Consider the following 15,362-nt stretch of genomic DNA (forward strand, 5'->3'; position numbering starts at 1 on the left):
AACAGCGCTTAGAGGTCGAGGTGCAGAGGGCCATGCCATCGAGCGCTGTCGGCCTATTCCACTCGACGGCGCGCCGATCAATCTACTGTAAGGCGCGAAGGCGTTTTAGGCGTGTGTCTAAGCAGGCCGTTTAGCGCCGCCACGTGTGTCGCGAGCGTTCGCCTTCACGTCAACCGGGGCGGCGTCCTGCGTCAGGCTCGACGTGAGCCGTTTGAACGACGAATCCATATGCTTGTGCATGGCAGCACGCGCGGCAGTGGCGTTCTTCGCCCGAAGCGCGCGCAGGATCGTCCTGTGCTCCGCGACTGCCTGGGCCCATACCGCAGCAGTATCGAAATGACTGTTCAACAAGTCGAAGAGCGGCCCCATGCGAGCATCGAACAAACGCGTAACCAGTCCGACCAGCACGCTGTTGCCCGTTGCTTCGGCTAGCGCTACGTGAAACAGGCGATCTGCCTCGAGCGGATTGACCCCCGCGGCGATCTGACTTTCCATCGTGTCGATTGCATCTTCGATGGCCTTGAACTGCGCCTTGCGCCCCGTTTTTGCCGCGGTCGCTGCGACTTCGCCCTCCACCAGCTTGCGGGCGCGAATGAGTTCGAGGGGGCCTTCTTCGCTCGACAGATCCAGTACGTCGTTGTTGCGTTGCTGGCGCAATGCCCGCACGTAGATTCCCGAACTAACGCGGACCTCTATCAAACCTTCGACTTCGAGTGCTATCAGGGCTTCCCGCAACGAAGGCCGACTGACGCCTAATTGAACGGCAAGATCTCGCTCCGTGGGCAGCCTGGTCCCAACCGGGAATTCCCCGCTCATGATGAGCTCGCGCAATTGGTCGCTGATCTTCCGGTAAAGCCGCTGGGGTTCGATTGCCTTGATGGGCATAAGCTGTTCCGTCGTTATTACTATATGTTTGACTGAGCACGAATCCAGAATGAGGGCGGTCGGCGCTTGCGCGTCCTTGCCTGCCTGATTGGAGAAATTATACGCGCCGGCGACCTTGCTCCTGGCTCGCAACGCGCGAGGAGGCAATCGGAAAGTGTCGCCCTGCGTTGGTCTGTTGCCGGCCGGCTTCGAGGAATTCGGTCGGCACTGGGGTACTGGAGCCGTGCAGAGTGAAGGTCCGCGAAAAAGGAGAGAGTGCACGGTACAGCGAGATCGATGCCGTCGCGCACGGGCTTCAACTGCGGCCAGGTACTCAGTGGCGAAGTGCTCATCGAGGACCTTGGCAAACGGTTGTTCAACGTTATGCTTGACGGCATCAGGGCAGCGTTCCCGAAGCGAAGCGCATGGCTACGGACAGCCCGGCACTCCTGTCGCAGGGCGTCAGACCGCTTTCGACCAGCTTATGCCCATGCCGAGCTCAGATGCGAGAGAGCCGGGCGGACGAATGACTCATAGCCTGTCAAACGTTTCATGCGGTCTTCGATGCACGCAGCGAAGACAGTTGAATGTGCTGCGCCTATCCCGGCCCATCGCTCGCCGCCGCGAGCAGCGGCACGAGCAGATCACTGACCGGCGTCGCGATGCCGCGCGCCCGGCCGCAACGTTGTATGACGCCGTTGCGGCTATCCCATTCGAGCGGCCTGCCTGCCTGCCGGTCTGCAAGGATCGATGTACCGAGGTCAGCCGGTGCGCGCCGGAATCCATCGACAATTTCTCGCATCACTTCATCGTCGAGCGTCGCGCCTTCCGCACGCGCGACTCGGATGCATTCCTTCAGATACGTGAGCGACAGGTGTTCGATATCGGACCGGGAATACATGCCGGCTCGGCGGCCCGTCAGCACCATCAATCCGGCCACTGCGTTCTGAAGCAATTTCCGCCACGCGATGCTGATGAAGTCCTCGGTGACATCCACGGAACAGCGTGTGTTGCGCAACGCCGTCACGACAGTCTGCGCCGCCGGAGTGTCTGGCAACGTGAGTCTCGGCTTCGCACGCAGCCAAACCGAGGCATCGGCTTCGCGCTGAGCCGGAAACCAGACCACCGAAGGCAGCACACGCTCTTGCGATACGTAAGCGGCGAATTGACTCTTCTGTTCCACGCCGTTCTGCAACACGCAAACCACGGTCTCCTCGCCGCACAACGCGGACAACCACGTCGAGGCAGCTTCGATCTGCGTCGTCTTCACCGCGACGAAGACGAGATCGAACGTCGTTTCGATGCACGCAGGGTTTGTCTGCACGGGACCGGGCACGCGGATCTGGCCGCCGTCGAATCGCACGTCGAGGTGGTCGTGTGCGGTGCGGCCGAACAACGCCGGTGTACGTCCAGCTTCGTGAAGCGCGGCGGCAACAGTGGCGCCGATCGCGCCGGGGCCGACTAAGGCAATCGTCGGATTGTCATGCATTTTCATAGGCTCCCTGGTTTGCCGAGCGTCGCGCGTACTCGGCAACTCACGTCGCGCTTAGATGGCGGCGAAGCGCCAGCGCTAACGGAAAGATGGCGAGCGCGGTGGCCGCGGTCGCGATCGTCGCACCATACACGCCGATCCGATCGCCCAACAGCCCGTACGCGACCGGAGCAAGTGCTCCCGATGCGATGGTGCCAGTGTAAAAGAGTGCAAACGCCCGCTCGGTGCCGCCAGCCGCCGCGAGTTCGGGCACCGTGCCGTAAAGCACTGATGACGTGCCATTGAGCATCACGCCGAGCACCGGCAGCAGGATCATCGCGGGCGAGAGCGGCAGCCAGATCATGGCGAGAATCAGCAGCGCGGTGGCGCCTTCAGTTGTGAACACCGTTCCTATGACGCCCACGCGCGCGCCGAGCGCACCACAGGCGAACTTGCCCGCGGCGCCGCCGATAAAAACCAGCGCCAGCGCCGTACTCATCATCTGAGGCGAGATGCCCTTCGAGCGCAGGAGAAAGGGCAGAAACGTGAGCAAGCCCATTCGCACAGCTGTGTCGAGCACGCCAATCCCGAAGAGCAGTGAGAAGCCGCTGCGCGGCCCCGTCGTGGCTTCGCTGGCCACCGCTTCGTCTCGTGGCGGCTCGATCTTGCGCGCCGAAGGGAGAAAAAGTGCGATGACCAGCCCGGTGAGAATGCCGATGGTCGACATCGCCCAAAGCGCATGACGCCACGGCATGAACGTGATAAGCAGCGAAACAGCCGCGGGCAGCGTGGACTTGCCGAGATCACCCGCGAAGTTATAGACGCTGAGCGGCGCCCGGGCGTCGCGTCCGTATGCACGAGACACCACTCCCGACGCCAGCGGATGCTGCGTGCTCGATCCGCAGCCCGACACCGCGAGCGCGACGCAAAGACCCAACAGAGAACCCGACATGCCCGCGATGGCATAGCCCAGCGCCGCGAGCAGAGTGCCGATGGCGAGGGTCGCGCGCGTGCCCAGGACGCGTGCCAGGCTGCCGGCAGGCACTTGCAGCGTCGCCATGGTGCCCGCGTAGACGCCTCGCAACAGCGCGAGCGCACCGTAGCCGAGGCCGAAATCCGCCTGCCATACAGGCAACAGCGCGTAGATCATGTCCGTGTAGCCGTCGTGCAACGCATGTGCCGCGCATGAGATCCATAGAGCCCGTTTGCGTCTCGCGGAGTGAGACGGATCGATATGTTCGGCCGAAGTCGTCGCCGGCGCGGAAAGGGAGAACAGTCGCATGCGATAAACCAGGAAGCGCGGGTGCAAGTTGCGTCGTATAGAACGTTTCAAGGTGTCTCGAGTGTACGGTTAGGGCACCCGCGCAACAACTGACATAAAATTGGCGCTCACGGGAGAAAAAGTCACCGATGAGAATTAAGAAGCCCGCCGCCGCAGATACGGAAACATTGCCCCCCTTGAATGCCTTGCGGTACTTCGAAGCGGTGGCCCGTCTCGGCAGTTTCGCGGGCGCGGCAAACGAGCTTCACGTGACGCATTGGGCCGTGGGCAAGCGTATCCGCATGCTGGAAGACTGGTTCGGCGTTCCGTTGTTCGAGCGTCGTGCGCGCGGCGTTGTGTTAACTGACGAGGGAACGACACTGCTCGTCGATGTCAACGGTGCGTTCGCACGGCTGGGCAGCTCGGTGAGCCGGTTGCGCCAAGAATCGACCACGCGCCGAATCAAGGGTGTGGTGCGCGTGAATGCGCTGGCGAGTTTCGCGGTGTGCTGGCTCATTCCCCGGCTGGCGGATTTTCAGGCGCTTTACCCCGACGTGGATGTAAGGCTTTCCACTACGTCACGCCGGCTCCGCTACGTCAGCGACGCGTTCGACATCGGCGTGCGTTCTGGGCCCGAGGACGCTGCGGGCATCAAGTCATCGGTCCTGATGCCCGACCTGCGTTTGCCCGCATGCAGCCCCAAGGTTTTGATCGGCCGTCCGCTCGGCACGATTGCCGATTTGCGCAGCCATACTTGGCTGCATTCAACAACCACACGCACGGCATGGTCCGAATGGCTGCTGGAGGCGGGAGAACCGGCCATGCAGGGTGCGCGTGATCTTCATTTCGATCACGTGTTCCTGCAATTGGCCGCAGCGACGGAGGGCCTCGGCGTGACCCTGGCATCGCTGCCTCTGATCGAGCGGGAGATCGCCGCAGGGCGGCTCGTGTGTCCGTTGCAGGGACCCGTCTGGCGCGGGCCAGATTACACGATGGTCGTCAATGTGGATCGTGCAGGGGACGAAGCCGTCAAGGTTTTCGGCAAGTGGATCACTACCGAGGCCAAAGCGAGTTGCCGATCGAGCATGAAGTTCTCCTAGCGCGCGGCGGCCTACCTTCGCCAATTTTTGCGCCGCCTAATCCCCCCGAACGTGCGCTGACCACTGGCCGCCTTCGGGCAGCTAGCTTGTGCCCGATCGCTCAAGACGTACTCAGTTCGAGCGTACGGCGGTCGATAGCCTTGATCACGCTTTCGCAAGCTGGCGCGCCCGTCTTGAGATGAACGACGAGATCGTAGGTAGTCGAGGGGCGGGTCAGCATCAGACACGTGGCCTCGCTATTCATCACACGCGTTGCGTGCCAGACGTTAGGGCGCATGCAAAGCCCTTTGCCGACAGTAATCTCGAATGCACGCAGCGACGAGAGATCGGGCTCGCCATCTTCCAGCGCGGTTGCGACGATATGCACGACAGGCGCCGTCAACGGCACGATGGCCTGCTGAGTCAGACGATGCAATTCGAGCGAAGCGACTTCCACGTTGCGATTCCGATACACCACCCAGAGTATTTCCGTTTCCCCGTCCGCGCCGGTGTCGAACAGATGCTCGCGCCAGAAGTCCGATGCGGGACTGACGAACGCAGGCGCGTCGCCGTCCGTGCGCACCGGCTTGCCCAGCAGCCAGCCATACGGTTCGCAGCGTTGCGCGTCCAGCGGTTCGATGGCAATGGAAGTTGCAGTCAGCATGTCAGCGTACTCGTGAATAAATAGATCACTCAGGCGGACCCCAGCGCGTCGTCCGATGGCGGGAACAGCGCGAACTCGGGTCCATGTTTCAGACTGAAATCGAGCACGACGTTCAGCGCGAGCCGCGTGATCGATTCGGCCAGCAGACTGTCGGGCGTGCGTCGATAGGCGGCGACGAGCGGCAATGCAGGCACGCGATGCGTGACCTGCAGCAATTGCAACTGTCCGGCCTCCAGTTCGCGCATCACGAATGCGGGCGGCAGCACCGCAATGCCGAAGCCGTCGACAACCAGCCGGATGATCGCCGCCACCGACGAAAGACAGTTGATCTGCACGTGAATGTCGCCGCTGTCCGCGAACAGGCTCGCGAGAAATTCATGCGGCGGAGAGTGACGTGCGAAGCTGATGACGGGATACGCGGCCAGTTCGTCTTCGGTCAGCGCCTGCGCAGACAGATTGAGCACGGGGCTGGCCATCCAGCGCATCGGCAGACTGCCGAGCGGCACGTTGGTCATATCCGCGCCGCTGACACTTGTCGTCTGAAACGACACATCGATATGGCCGTTCGCCAGTTGCGCAGAGAGGTTCGCGGACGTATCGCTGGTCAACTCGATCACGAGATTAGGATACTCGTTCCGAATGCGCTTGAGCAGATCGGGTAGCCACGTGTGTACGATCGATTCGATCGCCCCAAGACGCAGCAGACCCGACACCTTCGAACGATCGCCGACGCTTGCGAGCATCGCCTGGTTCAGCTTCAGAATCTGTTCGGCGAACGGCAGCGCCTTGCTGCCGTCCTGTGTCAGCGTCGCTTCTTTCGAACCGCGCTCGAAGAGCCGCACGCCCAGTTCCTGTTCGAGCGCTGAAATGCGGCTCGAAATGGCCGCCTGAGTGGCATGCAGGCGTTCGGCCGTCAGCCGGAAGCTGCGCAGCCGCGCCAGCCAGACAAACGTTTCCAGAAAGCGCAGATTCATTCACCACCCTGAGCATGCAAGCACGGATGACTGAGTGTAGCGCCGCGTCTCGCGGCACGTGACAAGAAAATATTCGACGGCGCGACAACATTAATTTGTTGGACACGCCTGCGGCGCGTGCCAACACTCTGCAACGAAAGCCTCACGGATGCAGGGGCCAACGGTTGTCAGAACAGGGGAGGTTGCAATGAACAAAGTGTCATGCGAAATCGAGGGCGGTACGCCCGTTGAAATCAGCGCGCGCCGTCTCGTGATCGCGGGCTGGGCGGGGCGAGACGAGGCTGAAGTCGAGCATCATATCCGCGAACTGGAAGCGATCGGCGTGCGCAGACCGTCGAGCGTGCCCTGCTTTTATGAAGTCGCGCCCGCGTTGCTGACCACATCGGACAGCATCGAAGTGATAGGAGGACATTCGTCAGGCGAAGTGGAGGTCGTGCTATTGCAGACGGAAACGGACGGATTGCTGGTCGGCATCGGGTCCGATCATACCGACCGCAAAGTCGAGGGATTCGACGTCGCCGTGTCGAAGCAGATATGCGCGAAGCCGCTCGGCCAGTCGCTGTGGCGCTACTCGGAGGTCGCCGCGCACTGGGACGCGCTGATTGCGCGCAGCTGGCGCATCGGTGGGAACAATGAGCGCATTCGCTATCAGGAAGGCACGCTCGCGCGCCTGATGCATCCCGAGTCGTTGATCTCGCGGGCGTTCGGCTCGATGTCGATGCCTGCTGGAACGGTGATGTTCTGCGGCACGCAGCCCGTCCTCGGTGCGCTTACGACCGCGCGCGCGTATGAACTGGAACTGCATGATCCCGTGCTCCGGCGCAGCTTGCGTCATCGCTACAGCGTCGATGCGCTCGCACATATCGAGTGACGGCGATGCGGACTATTCGTGAATACAGCAAGGCGCTGGCGGCCAAGCGCCTGTCCGCAGGCGAACTGCTCGACGCGAGCCTCGCGGCTATCGATGCCGATCTCGTACGCGGCGGCGCAACGTACACGCATATCGACCGGTTGGCGGCCCGCGAAGCGGCCGACGCCAGCGACGCGTTTCGCGAGCGCGGCTATGTCCCTTCCGCGCTCGCCGGTGTCCCGCTTTCAATCAAAGATCTGTTCGACATCAAAGGACAGGTGACGACAGCCGGCTCGCGAGTACTGTGCGGCGCCCCGCCCGCAGTGCGCGATGCGGCGGCCGTTGCGCGGCTGCGCGAAGCGGGCGCGGTGTTCGTGGGACGCACCAACATGAGCGAGTTTGCGTTCTCCGGCCTTGGCATGAATCCCCATTACGGAACGCCGGTCAATCCGCTTCACGCTGGACTGCTCGCGGGCGGTTCGAGTTCGGGCGCGGCGGTGTCGGTCGCGCTCGGGCACGCGGCAGCAGCGCTCGGTACGGACACGGGCGGCTCGGTTCGCATTCCTGCGGCGTTTTGCGGGCTGACCGCATTCAAGCCGACCGCGCGGCGCGTGCCACTCGATGGCGCGGTGCCGCTGTCCCTATCGTTCGATTCCGTCGGTCCAATCGCGCGCAGTGTCGACTGTTGCGCGCTGCTCGACAGCGTGATTTCCGGGCAAGCCCTCGATACCGCGCCGCGCCCGCTCGAGGGGCTGCGGTTCGGCGTCACGTATGACTACGTCGCCGACGATCTCGACGAAACAGTGAGAACGGCATTCCACCGCGCGGTCGGGATGCTGCGGCGCGCGGGGGCATCGGTGGAGCGTTTCGCATTTCCGGAATTGCACGAAGTGGCGGGCGGGAATCCGCTCGCGGGCATCACTGCTGCGCAGGCATGGGCATGGCATCGCGAGCATCTTGCGCGTGACGCCGACGCCTATGACGCTCGGGTGCTGAAGCGTCTGCTCGCGGGGCAAGGACGCAGCGCCGCCGACTATATCGATCTGCTGGCCGCGCGTGAACGTTTCGTCCGCGACGCGCGCGCGCGGCTCGCGCATTTCGATGCATGGCTGATGCCGACCGTCGCTGTGGTGCCGCCCGCCATCGCGCAGGTCGACCGCGACGATGCCGCGTTCTTCGCGATGAACGCGAAGGTGCTGCGCAATCCTAGCGTCGTCAATTTCATGGACGGCTGCGCGCTGACTTTGCCTTGTCATGCCGAGAGCGAGCTGCCCGTGGGTCTTTCGATTTGCGGCCCGGCCCTCGCCGATGCATCGATTCTCGCCATTGGCCGCAGTGTGGAAGCGCTGCTTCGCCAACGCGCGGATGTCGCGCCCGCATAACGTTTGTTTATCGGCGGCACGAAAAATTTCTCGTTGGACGCGCATTTTCGGCCCACGAATACTGGGTTTCAGTCGCGCAGCATATGCAGCGCTCGATCTAACTTCTTCAACCGATGTGAGGCAGACCGTGAATCAAAACCTTCGCTCTCTGGCCGGTGTCGTCGCGCTGGCCGCCATGCAGGCTGCGGCGCATGCTGCCGATGCAACGCCCGCTGTCGTGCTGATCGGCCACGCTGCCCCGCTCACGGGACAGCTCGCGAACATGGGCAAGGACAGCGAGAACGCTGCGCGTCTTGCCATCGACGAAATCAACAGCCAGCGGCCGATGATCGGTGGCAAACCAGTGCGTTTGCAACTCGACTCGCAGGACGATGCCGCCGATCCGCGGACGGGCACGCAGGTCGCGCAAAAACTCGTCGACGGGGGCGTCGTGGCGGTGGTCGGCGACATCAATTCGGGAGTATCCATTCCCGCGTCGCGCATCTATAGCGAAGCCCAGGTCGTGCAAATCTCTCAAGGCTCGACCAATCCTGCCTACACGCAGCAGGGGTACAAGACGACCTTCCGCGTGGTGGCAACCGATGCGTTGCAAGGGCCGGCGCTCGCGCGCTACGCGTTCAGTGCGTTGCACGCGAAACGCATCGCCGTGATCGACGATTCGACGGCTTATGGTCAAGGCCTCGCCGAAGAATTCATGAAAGCAGTGAAGGCCAACGGCGGCACGATCGTCGCGCGCGAGGCAACCAATGACAAGGCCACGGATTTTCGCGCGATCCTGACGAAGATCAAGGGGCTGCGGCCTGACGTCATCATGTACGGCGGCTCCGACGCAACGGCCGGGCCGCTGGCGAAACAGGCGTCGAATCTGGGCATGACGGCGAGAGTGTTGGGCGGCGATGGCGCATGCACGGAAAGAATGGTGGGCCTCGCGGGCGACGCGATCAGCAACGTGGTGTGTTCCGAAGCCGGACTCGCGCTGTCGAAGATGCCGAAAGGGCAGGAGTTCGAGCGTCGGTACACAGCGCGCTACAAGGTGCCCATCGATGCTTATGCGCCGTTCGCCTACGATGCCGTCTACGTGATCTACGACGCAATGAAACGCGCCAACTCGGTCGAGCGCACGAAGGTTCTGGCGGCCATGCCCGTCACGCAGTATGACGGCGTGATTGGAAAGATCTCATTCGATCCGCGTGGCGACTTGAAGGATGCGGCGATTACCATCTATCAGTTCAAAGACAAAAAGAAAACCGTGATGGACGTCATACGCATGTGATGGCGCGGCAACGTGCATCGAACGGGTTGGCGCCGCTCAGACTCGACTCTGCTTGTTGGGCGGCGAAATGGAGAATCGCCCGGTACTGTGGCGGCTGCACGAAACGGCAATCGATGTCGCGATCGTAACGGTCGCGCTAACCGCTTTCCCGAGCGCGCACGTTGCTGTCGGACCTCCCGAGCCTTGCTTCTCACTTACCCGAGCGCCAGGCCGTCACACGTCGGTTGCCGGCGGCGAGACGACGCGCGCACGTTCTTCACTATGCGGCGCGACATTGCGCCAAGTAGTGCGCGTCGCTGGGATCACGCGGGCACCGGCGTCGCATCATTGATCGTGCAATGGCCATCGCCACGCAACTTGAACACCGCGACCGCATTGCGCAGCGAACTCGCCTGCTCGGCGAGCGCGTGTGCAGCAGCCGAGGCCTGTTCGACGAGCGCGGCGTTCTGCTGCGTGACTTCGTCCATCTGCGTGACGGCCATGTTGACTTGCTCGATGCCGGTGCGCTGCTCTTGCGATGCCGAAGTAATTTCGCTGACGACGCCGGTCACGCGCTGCACCGATTCGACGATGCCCGCGATGATGCTGCCGGTGTCGAACACCAGCTTGGAGCCTGCGTCGACGCGCCCGGCCGACTGTTCGATCAGCGCCTTGATTTCCTTCGCCGCCGACGCGCTGCGCTGCGCGAGAGAGCGCACCTCGGACGCCACGACCGCGAAGCCGCGCCCGTGCTCGCCGGCACGCGCCGCTTCGACCGCGGCGTTGAGCGCGAGAATGTTGGTCTGGAACGCGATTGCATCGATGACGGCGATGATCTCGCTTACCTTGCCCGAACTTTCCGCGATGCCGTCCATCGTCGCGATGACCTGCTTCATCATCTCGCCGCCTCGCGTGGCGGTCTGCCGTGCGTCCTCTGCAAGCGACGACGCCGCGACCGCGTGACTCGCGTTCTGGCCGACGGTCGTGGTGAGTTCCTCCATGCTGGCCGCCGTCTGTTGCAGCGAGGCGGCCTGCTCCTCCGTGCGCGAGGACAAATCGAGATTGCCCGATGCGATTTCGGCGCTAGCGGTGGCCACGCCTTCCGCATTGCGGCGCACCTTGCTGACGACATTCGCAAGGCTCGTCTGCATGTGCTTGAGCGCGCCGAGCAGTTCGGCGATTTCGTCCTTGCCGTGCGCGTCGAAGTCGAGCGAAAGGTCGCCCTCCGCGACCGCCTGTGCGCATCCGAGCGCGCGGGCGATCGGGCGTGACACGGTTCGGCTAAAGAGGAAGCCGCCACCGAGCGCGAGCGTCAACACGGCGAGCATCAAGCCGATGCTCGTCACCGAGGCGGCATGCGCCGCGCGGTCGGCCTGCGCGGAGACATCGGCGCTGTCGGCGGCGATCTTCTTCGCGGCCTCTTCGAGCAGTGCGGCCGGTTCGCGATCGACGCCGGCGACGGCGGCATCGCCCGCCGAAGATTCGGCGCCCGCTGCTCTGAACGCCTCGATGCCTCGGCGATAGCCCTCGCCCATCGCGTGATGAGCCGAGGAGAAACGCTCAACAAGAGTGCGGCTTTCGCCCGGCGGGAGACGCGTTTTCAGCTGGTCCGCGAGTTGGTTGACCGCGCTTTCGCGCGCCTGGAAAGCGGCCCAGTATTTGTCGAGCTTCGCCGGGTCTTTGCCGCGCAGCAGGGTGTCCTTCCACTCCTGAACTTGCAGCTTGAAGGTGACGAGCGTCTCGGACACCATCCGCTCGTTCGCGACGTTGTCGGCTACCGCCGTGCGATATGTATCGATGGAGCGGTTCAAGGCGTAAATGCCGTACAGCGCACCGGCGAACATCAGCACGAGCGCGAGTGCAAACGCGAGAGGGATCTTCAGGCTAAGTTTCATGGCGGAGTCGATAACAGGTGAGCGGCGATGAGTATGTATTGGTGTTATCGTCAATTGACACCGGAACTGGAGCCTGCCTGAGTAAGTTCGGTAGCTTTATCGAAAAACTCCGCAACGGCCTGCGCTCACGCCAGCCAAGCCGGCAAGCGCGGCGTAACCGCTCGATGTTCGCGATCCAGAAGATGTGAGGACGACATGGAAGGGGCGCCTGCTGCATTCGTTGCGCGATATTCGGCATTCCTTATCGTCAGCCAACTCATCATCAGGCTGGAACATTGCCGCCGTCTCGGTCACGGTCAAGCTGCTGGAATATCAACTCGAGAAGAATGCATAACGACTCGGGGGCGTCGGAGGCCTATGCGCAACTCGAAAACAAGCGCATGCAGCCGACCGAGACTGGCACCACGCCCGGTCCCGGCGGCACGGCCATGCGACTCGCGACGCTCACGCCTCCTCGCGCGCCATGAGCGCCTCCGACCACGCGGGCAACGCGCTGCCCGGCATGGGTTTCGATAACAGAAAGCCCTGTAGTTGATCGCATCCGATGCCGCGCAACGTATCTGCCTGGTGCGCGCTCTCGACGCCCTCCGCGACCACGCGCAGCTTCAGTTCGTGCCCGAGATCGATGATCGCCTTCACGATCGCGAGGTCGGCGGGCGCATCCAGCATGTCGTGCACGAACGCGCGATCGATCTTCAGCCGGTCGAGCGCGAAGCGGTTCAGATAGCTGAGGCTGGAATAGCCGGTGCCGAAGTCGTCGAGCGAAAGTTTCACGCCGAGCGAGCGAATCGCATCGATCGCCTCCACGTAGCTTTCGGCGCTATCCATCAGCACAGTCTCGGTGATTTCCAGTTCGAGGCAATGCGGCGGCACGCCGTGCTTCGTGAGGCTGCGCTCGATCACGCCGACGAGTTCGGGATGGCGCAGCTGGATCGCCGACACGTTCACCGATGCGCTAATCGCAAGCCCTGCGCTGTCGCGCCACTCGGCGAGCTGCCGGCACGCTTCCTCGATCACCCACGCGCCGATCGGAATGATGACCTTGGTTTCTTCGGCGACCGAGATGAATTGCGATGGCATCACATTGCCGAGCAGCGGGCTATCCCATCGCAGGAGCCCTTCGACGCTCGCAAGCGCGCCGGTCCGCGCATCCAGACACGGCTGCCACACCAGACGCAATTCCCCGCGCTCGGTCGCGGTGCGCAGGCTCGCATCGAGCGAAAGCCGGTAGCGTGCGTTCTCCGCCATATCCGCCGAGAAGAACTTCACGAGATTGCGGCCTTCCGCTTTGGCCTGATACATCGCGGCATCGGCGTTTTGCATGAGCGTGTCGATGTCCGCGCCGTCGTCGGGATAAAGCGCCACGCCCACGCTGCACGATACCTGCAGCGTCTTGCCGCTGACCTCATGCGGCTCGCGCAGCAGCGTGACGAGCCTTCGCTCGATGATGTGCATCACGTCACTCGCATTGCTCACGCCTGTGAGAATGACCGTGAATTCGTCGCCACCGAGACGGCTCACCGTGTCGTTGGCGCCCACGCCCTGCAGGAGCCGCCGCGAGACGGAACGCAGCAGCCCGTCGCCGACATGGTGCCCTAACGAGTCGTTGATATTCTTGAAGCGGTCGAGATCGATGAACAATACCGCGGCGCGTTGCTGCGCGCGCTGCGCTTGAGCGATGGCCGCCTTCAGCCGCGCGCCGAAGAGTGCTCGGTTAGGCAATTCGGTGAGCACGTCGTGTTCCGCGAGAAACTGGATGCGCGCTTCGCTCTTCTTGCGGTCCGTGATGTCGATGAGCGTGCAGATGTAATGCGACACGCTGCTCTTCTTGTCGCGCACCGTGCTCACCATGAGCCACGCGGGATAGTTGCTGCCCTGGCGCCGCCGCACTTGCGCTTCACCGTTCCAGGTCCCGCTGTGTTCGCAGCGATCCACGATCCGCGCGATCATCGCGCGTTCGTCCCCGTCCTCCTGTGGGCCGATGAACGCCGGCGGCTTGCCGACGACATCGTCGTTACGATAGCCAGTTGCGCGATAGAAGGACGGATTGGCCGTGACGAGACGCGCGTTGGCGTCGAGAATGACGATCGCTTCCGAGGACGCCTCGAACACGCGGCCCCACAATTCCAGGCGCTGCTCCATGAGCTTGATCTGATTGATCGGCGTGAAGGCGGTCAGAATGGCATCGCGCCCCTGAAAATCGAGGCGGCGCGCGGACAGCATCGCCCATGTCGGCTGCGCGGTGGCCTTCCAGTGAACCTCGAATTCATTGATGGCCTCACGGTCGGACAATTGCTGGAAGAATCGCGCGCGTGTCGATGAATCCAGGCCGAACGCCCAAGGGTCCGTCGCGCAGCCGTTGAGCCAGAAGAGGCCGGGCTTGTTTGCGTGCAGCACTTCATGGCCGGGAATCGCAGTGACGACCATCGGCACGGGCGTCGCTTCCACCAGCGCATATTGCGCGGCGGATGCGCGTGTCGATGCTGCGAGTTCCTTCTGCACGTCGCGTTCGTGATCGAGCTGCGCGAGCATGTCGTTGAAGCCGCGCACCAGTTGGCCGATCTCGTCCTGACTGTGCCAGGTAGCGCGCAGCGAGTGGTCGCCCGTGCGCCGTACCGTATCCATCACGCGCGCCAGCTTGCGTAGCGGCGAGGAGATCTGCTGGGCAACGAAGTACACCATCGCGAGAATGCCGCACAACAAGGAGAGCGCAGTCCCGAGATGCAACCACATCTTCGAGAACAGTCCTTCCACGCGGGCACGCAGCAGTCGATCGAGGTTCGCTCCTGTTATGCGCCAGCTCGTGCTCGCATTGGCGATGACCGATTGCTGCGCGGTATCGATAAGAGAAAGCGTCACGGCGTCTGGAGCACTGTCGCCGTCCACGACGACGCGCGCCGCATGACGAAAGGCATCGACCGCTGCGCGCATGCGCAAGATTGACGGCCCGAGCGATGCGTCGAGCGCGTGATTGGCCGCGGCCGCTTCCGCGAAGTCGGAACGCAGGCCCTGCATCGCGGCGTCGAGCTGGCCTTCGAGCACGAGGTAACGCGTGCGCACTTCTTCACGCGAGCGCGCGGTGCGTCCTTCATGCAGGTGGCGTCCGATGCCGTTGACTGCATCGATCAGCGGGGGATAGCGCAGGATCGACTGTGACATCGTGTAGTAGCTGTCCAGGTCGGGGTCCAGGATCAGGTTCGATTGATTGCCGATACGCGTGATCAGTTCGCGGCATGCGTCGAGCGCTGCGTGGCTTGTCGGGGCGTCCGGCTGCCTGTCGAGCGACAGCGCTTGCAACGCATCGCGCAAGGAGCGATTGAGCGCGGCGCTTTGCAGCGGCTCGCCGTATTGCGCTTCGGCGGCGGCGAGTTGATCGATCGTCGCGCGCCATGCGGCGGGGGGCAAGCGCTGACCTGCGCCCGTCAGCGCGACGTCGATCAGCGCGCTCGTCACGACCCGCACATATGCGTTGCCGACGATCTCCTTGTTGGAGAAATCAATCGCGAGATATTTCTCGTGGATCAGAATGCCGCTGATATAGATGACCGCGCTCAGGTCCAACAGATAGATCAGCAGCAGCTTGTGGCCCACGCGGAGGCGGGCGAGCAGGCGGAAGAAGTGATTGGTCTTCATCGCCTGCGAGCGGTGCAGTGCCGGCTGTTAAAAGAAC

At 63.0% G+C, this 15,362-nt stretch carries 11 protein-coding genes; 4 read left to right on the forward strand and 7 right to left on the reverse strand.

What is annotated here, in order from left to right; all coding sequences use genetic code 11:
- Positions 1-117 precede the first annotated feature (117 nt).
- From NCR35_RS23625 to NCR35_RS23635, 3 genes are all read right to left on the reverse strand, one after another.
- Complete coding sequence (locus NCR35_RS23625) at positions 118-885, reverse strand: FadR/GntR family transcriptional regulator (protein WP_250536344.1); 768 nt, start codon at positions 883-885, stop codon at positions 118-120.
- Positions 886-1,462: 577 nt separating this feature from the next.
- Positions 1,463-2,359, reverse strand: coding sequence for an oxidoreductase (locus NCR35_RS23630; protein ID WP_250536345.1), 897 nt, complete (start codon positions 2,357-2,359; stop codon positions 1,463-1,465).
- Positions 2,360-2,399: 40 nt separating this feature from the next.
- Positions 2,400-3,617, reverse strand: coding sequence for an MFS transporter (locus NCR35_RS23635; RefSeq protein WP_350029224.1), 1,218 nt, complete (start codon positions 3,615-3,617; stop codon positions 2,400-2,402).
- 128 nt (positions 3,618-3,745) lie between these two features.
- Here NCR35_RS23635 and NCR35_RS23640 point away from each other — a divergent pair, with 128 nt between their 5' ends.
- Positions 3,746-4,696: a LysR substrate-binding domain-containing protein gene (locus NCR35_RS23640; RefSeq protein ID WP_250536346.1), complete on the forward strand. Its 951-nt coding sequence runs from the start codon at positions 3,746-3,748 to the stop codon at positions 4,694-4,696.
- A gap of 100 nt (positions 4,697-4,796) precedes the next feature.
- Here NCR35_RS23640 and NCR35_RS23645 read toward each other — a convergent pair whose 3' ends face one another.
- Complete coding sequence (locus NCR35_RS23645; protein ID WP_250536347.1) at positions 4,797-5,339, reverse strand: ureidoglycolate lyase; 543 nt, start codon at positions 5,337-5,339, stop codon at positions 4,797-4,799.
- Positions 5,340-5,368: 29 nt separating this feature from the next.
- A complete protein-coding gene (locus NCR35_RS23650; RefSeq protein WP_250536348.1) occupies positions 5,369-6,313 on the reverse strand; it encodes a LysR family transcriptional regulator in 945 nt (314 codons plus the stop codon).
- A 187-nt stretch (positions 6,314-6,500) separates the two neighbouring features.
- Between NCR35_RS23650 and NCR35_RS23655 the strand changes: the two genes are divergently transcribed.
- The 3 genes from NCR35_RS23655 to NCR35_RS23665 all read left to right on the forward strand — a co-directional run bounded on the left by NCR35_RS23655 (position 6,501) and on the right by NCR35_RS23665 (position 9,818).
- On the forward strand, positions 6,501-7,184 hold the full coding sequence (locus NCR35_RS23655; protein WP_250536349.1) for a DUF2848 domain-containing protein: 684 nt from the start codon (positions 6,501-6,503) through the stop codon (positions 7,182-7,184).
- Between the two features lie 5 nt (positions 7,185-7,189).
- Positions 7,190-8,545 carry an amidase gene (locus tag NCR35_RS23660; RefSeq protein WP_250536350.1) on the forward strand — a complete coding sequence of 452 codons (1,356 nt, stop codon included), beginning with the start codon at positions 7,190-7,192 and terminating at the stop codon, positions 8,543-8,545.
- A 175-nt stretch (positions 8,546-8,720) separates the two neighbouring features.
- On the forward strand, positions 8,721-9,818 hold the full coding sequence (locus NCR35_RS23665) for a branched-chain amino acid ABC transporter substrate-binding protein (protein WP_250536538.1): 1,098 nt from the start codon (positions 8,721-8,723) through the stop codon (positions 9,816-9,818).
- A gap of 302 nt (positions 9,819-10,120) precedes the next feature.
- Here NCR35_RS23665 and NCR35_RS23670 read toward each other — a convergent pair whose 3' ends face one another.
- Both NCR35_RS23670 and NCR35_RS23675 read right to left on the reverse strand, forming a co-directional pair.
- The gene (locus NCR35_RS23670) at positions 10,121-11,692 is read right to left on the reverse strand and encodes a methyl-accepting chemotaxis protein (protein WP_250536351.1); all 1,572 of its coding nucleotides are present in this window, start codon (positions 11,690-11,692) and stop codon (positions 10,121-10,123) included.
- 444 nt (positions 11,693-12,136) lie between these two features.
- Entirely contained in the window at positions 12,137-15,325 is a 3,189-nt protein-coding gene (locus NCR35_RS23675; RefSeq protein WP_250536352.1) for a bifunctional diguanylate cyclase/phosphodiesterase, read from the reverse strand.
- Between the last annotated feature and the right edge of the window lie 37 nt (positions 15,326-15,362).

Source organism: Caballeronia sp. AZ10_KS36 (genome assembly GCF_023631105.1).
Classification (GTDB): Bacteria; Pseudomonadota; Gammaproteobacteria; order Burkholderiales; family Burkholderiaceae; genus Caballeronia.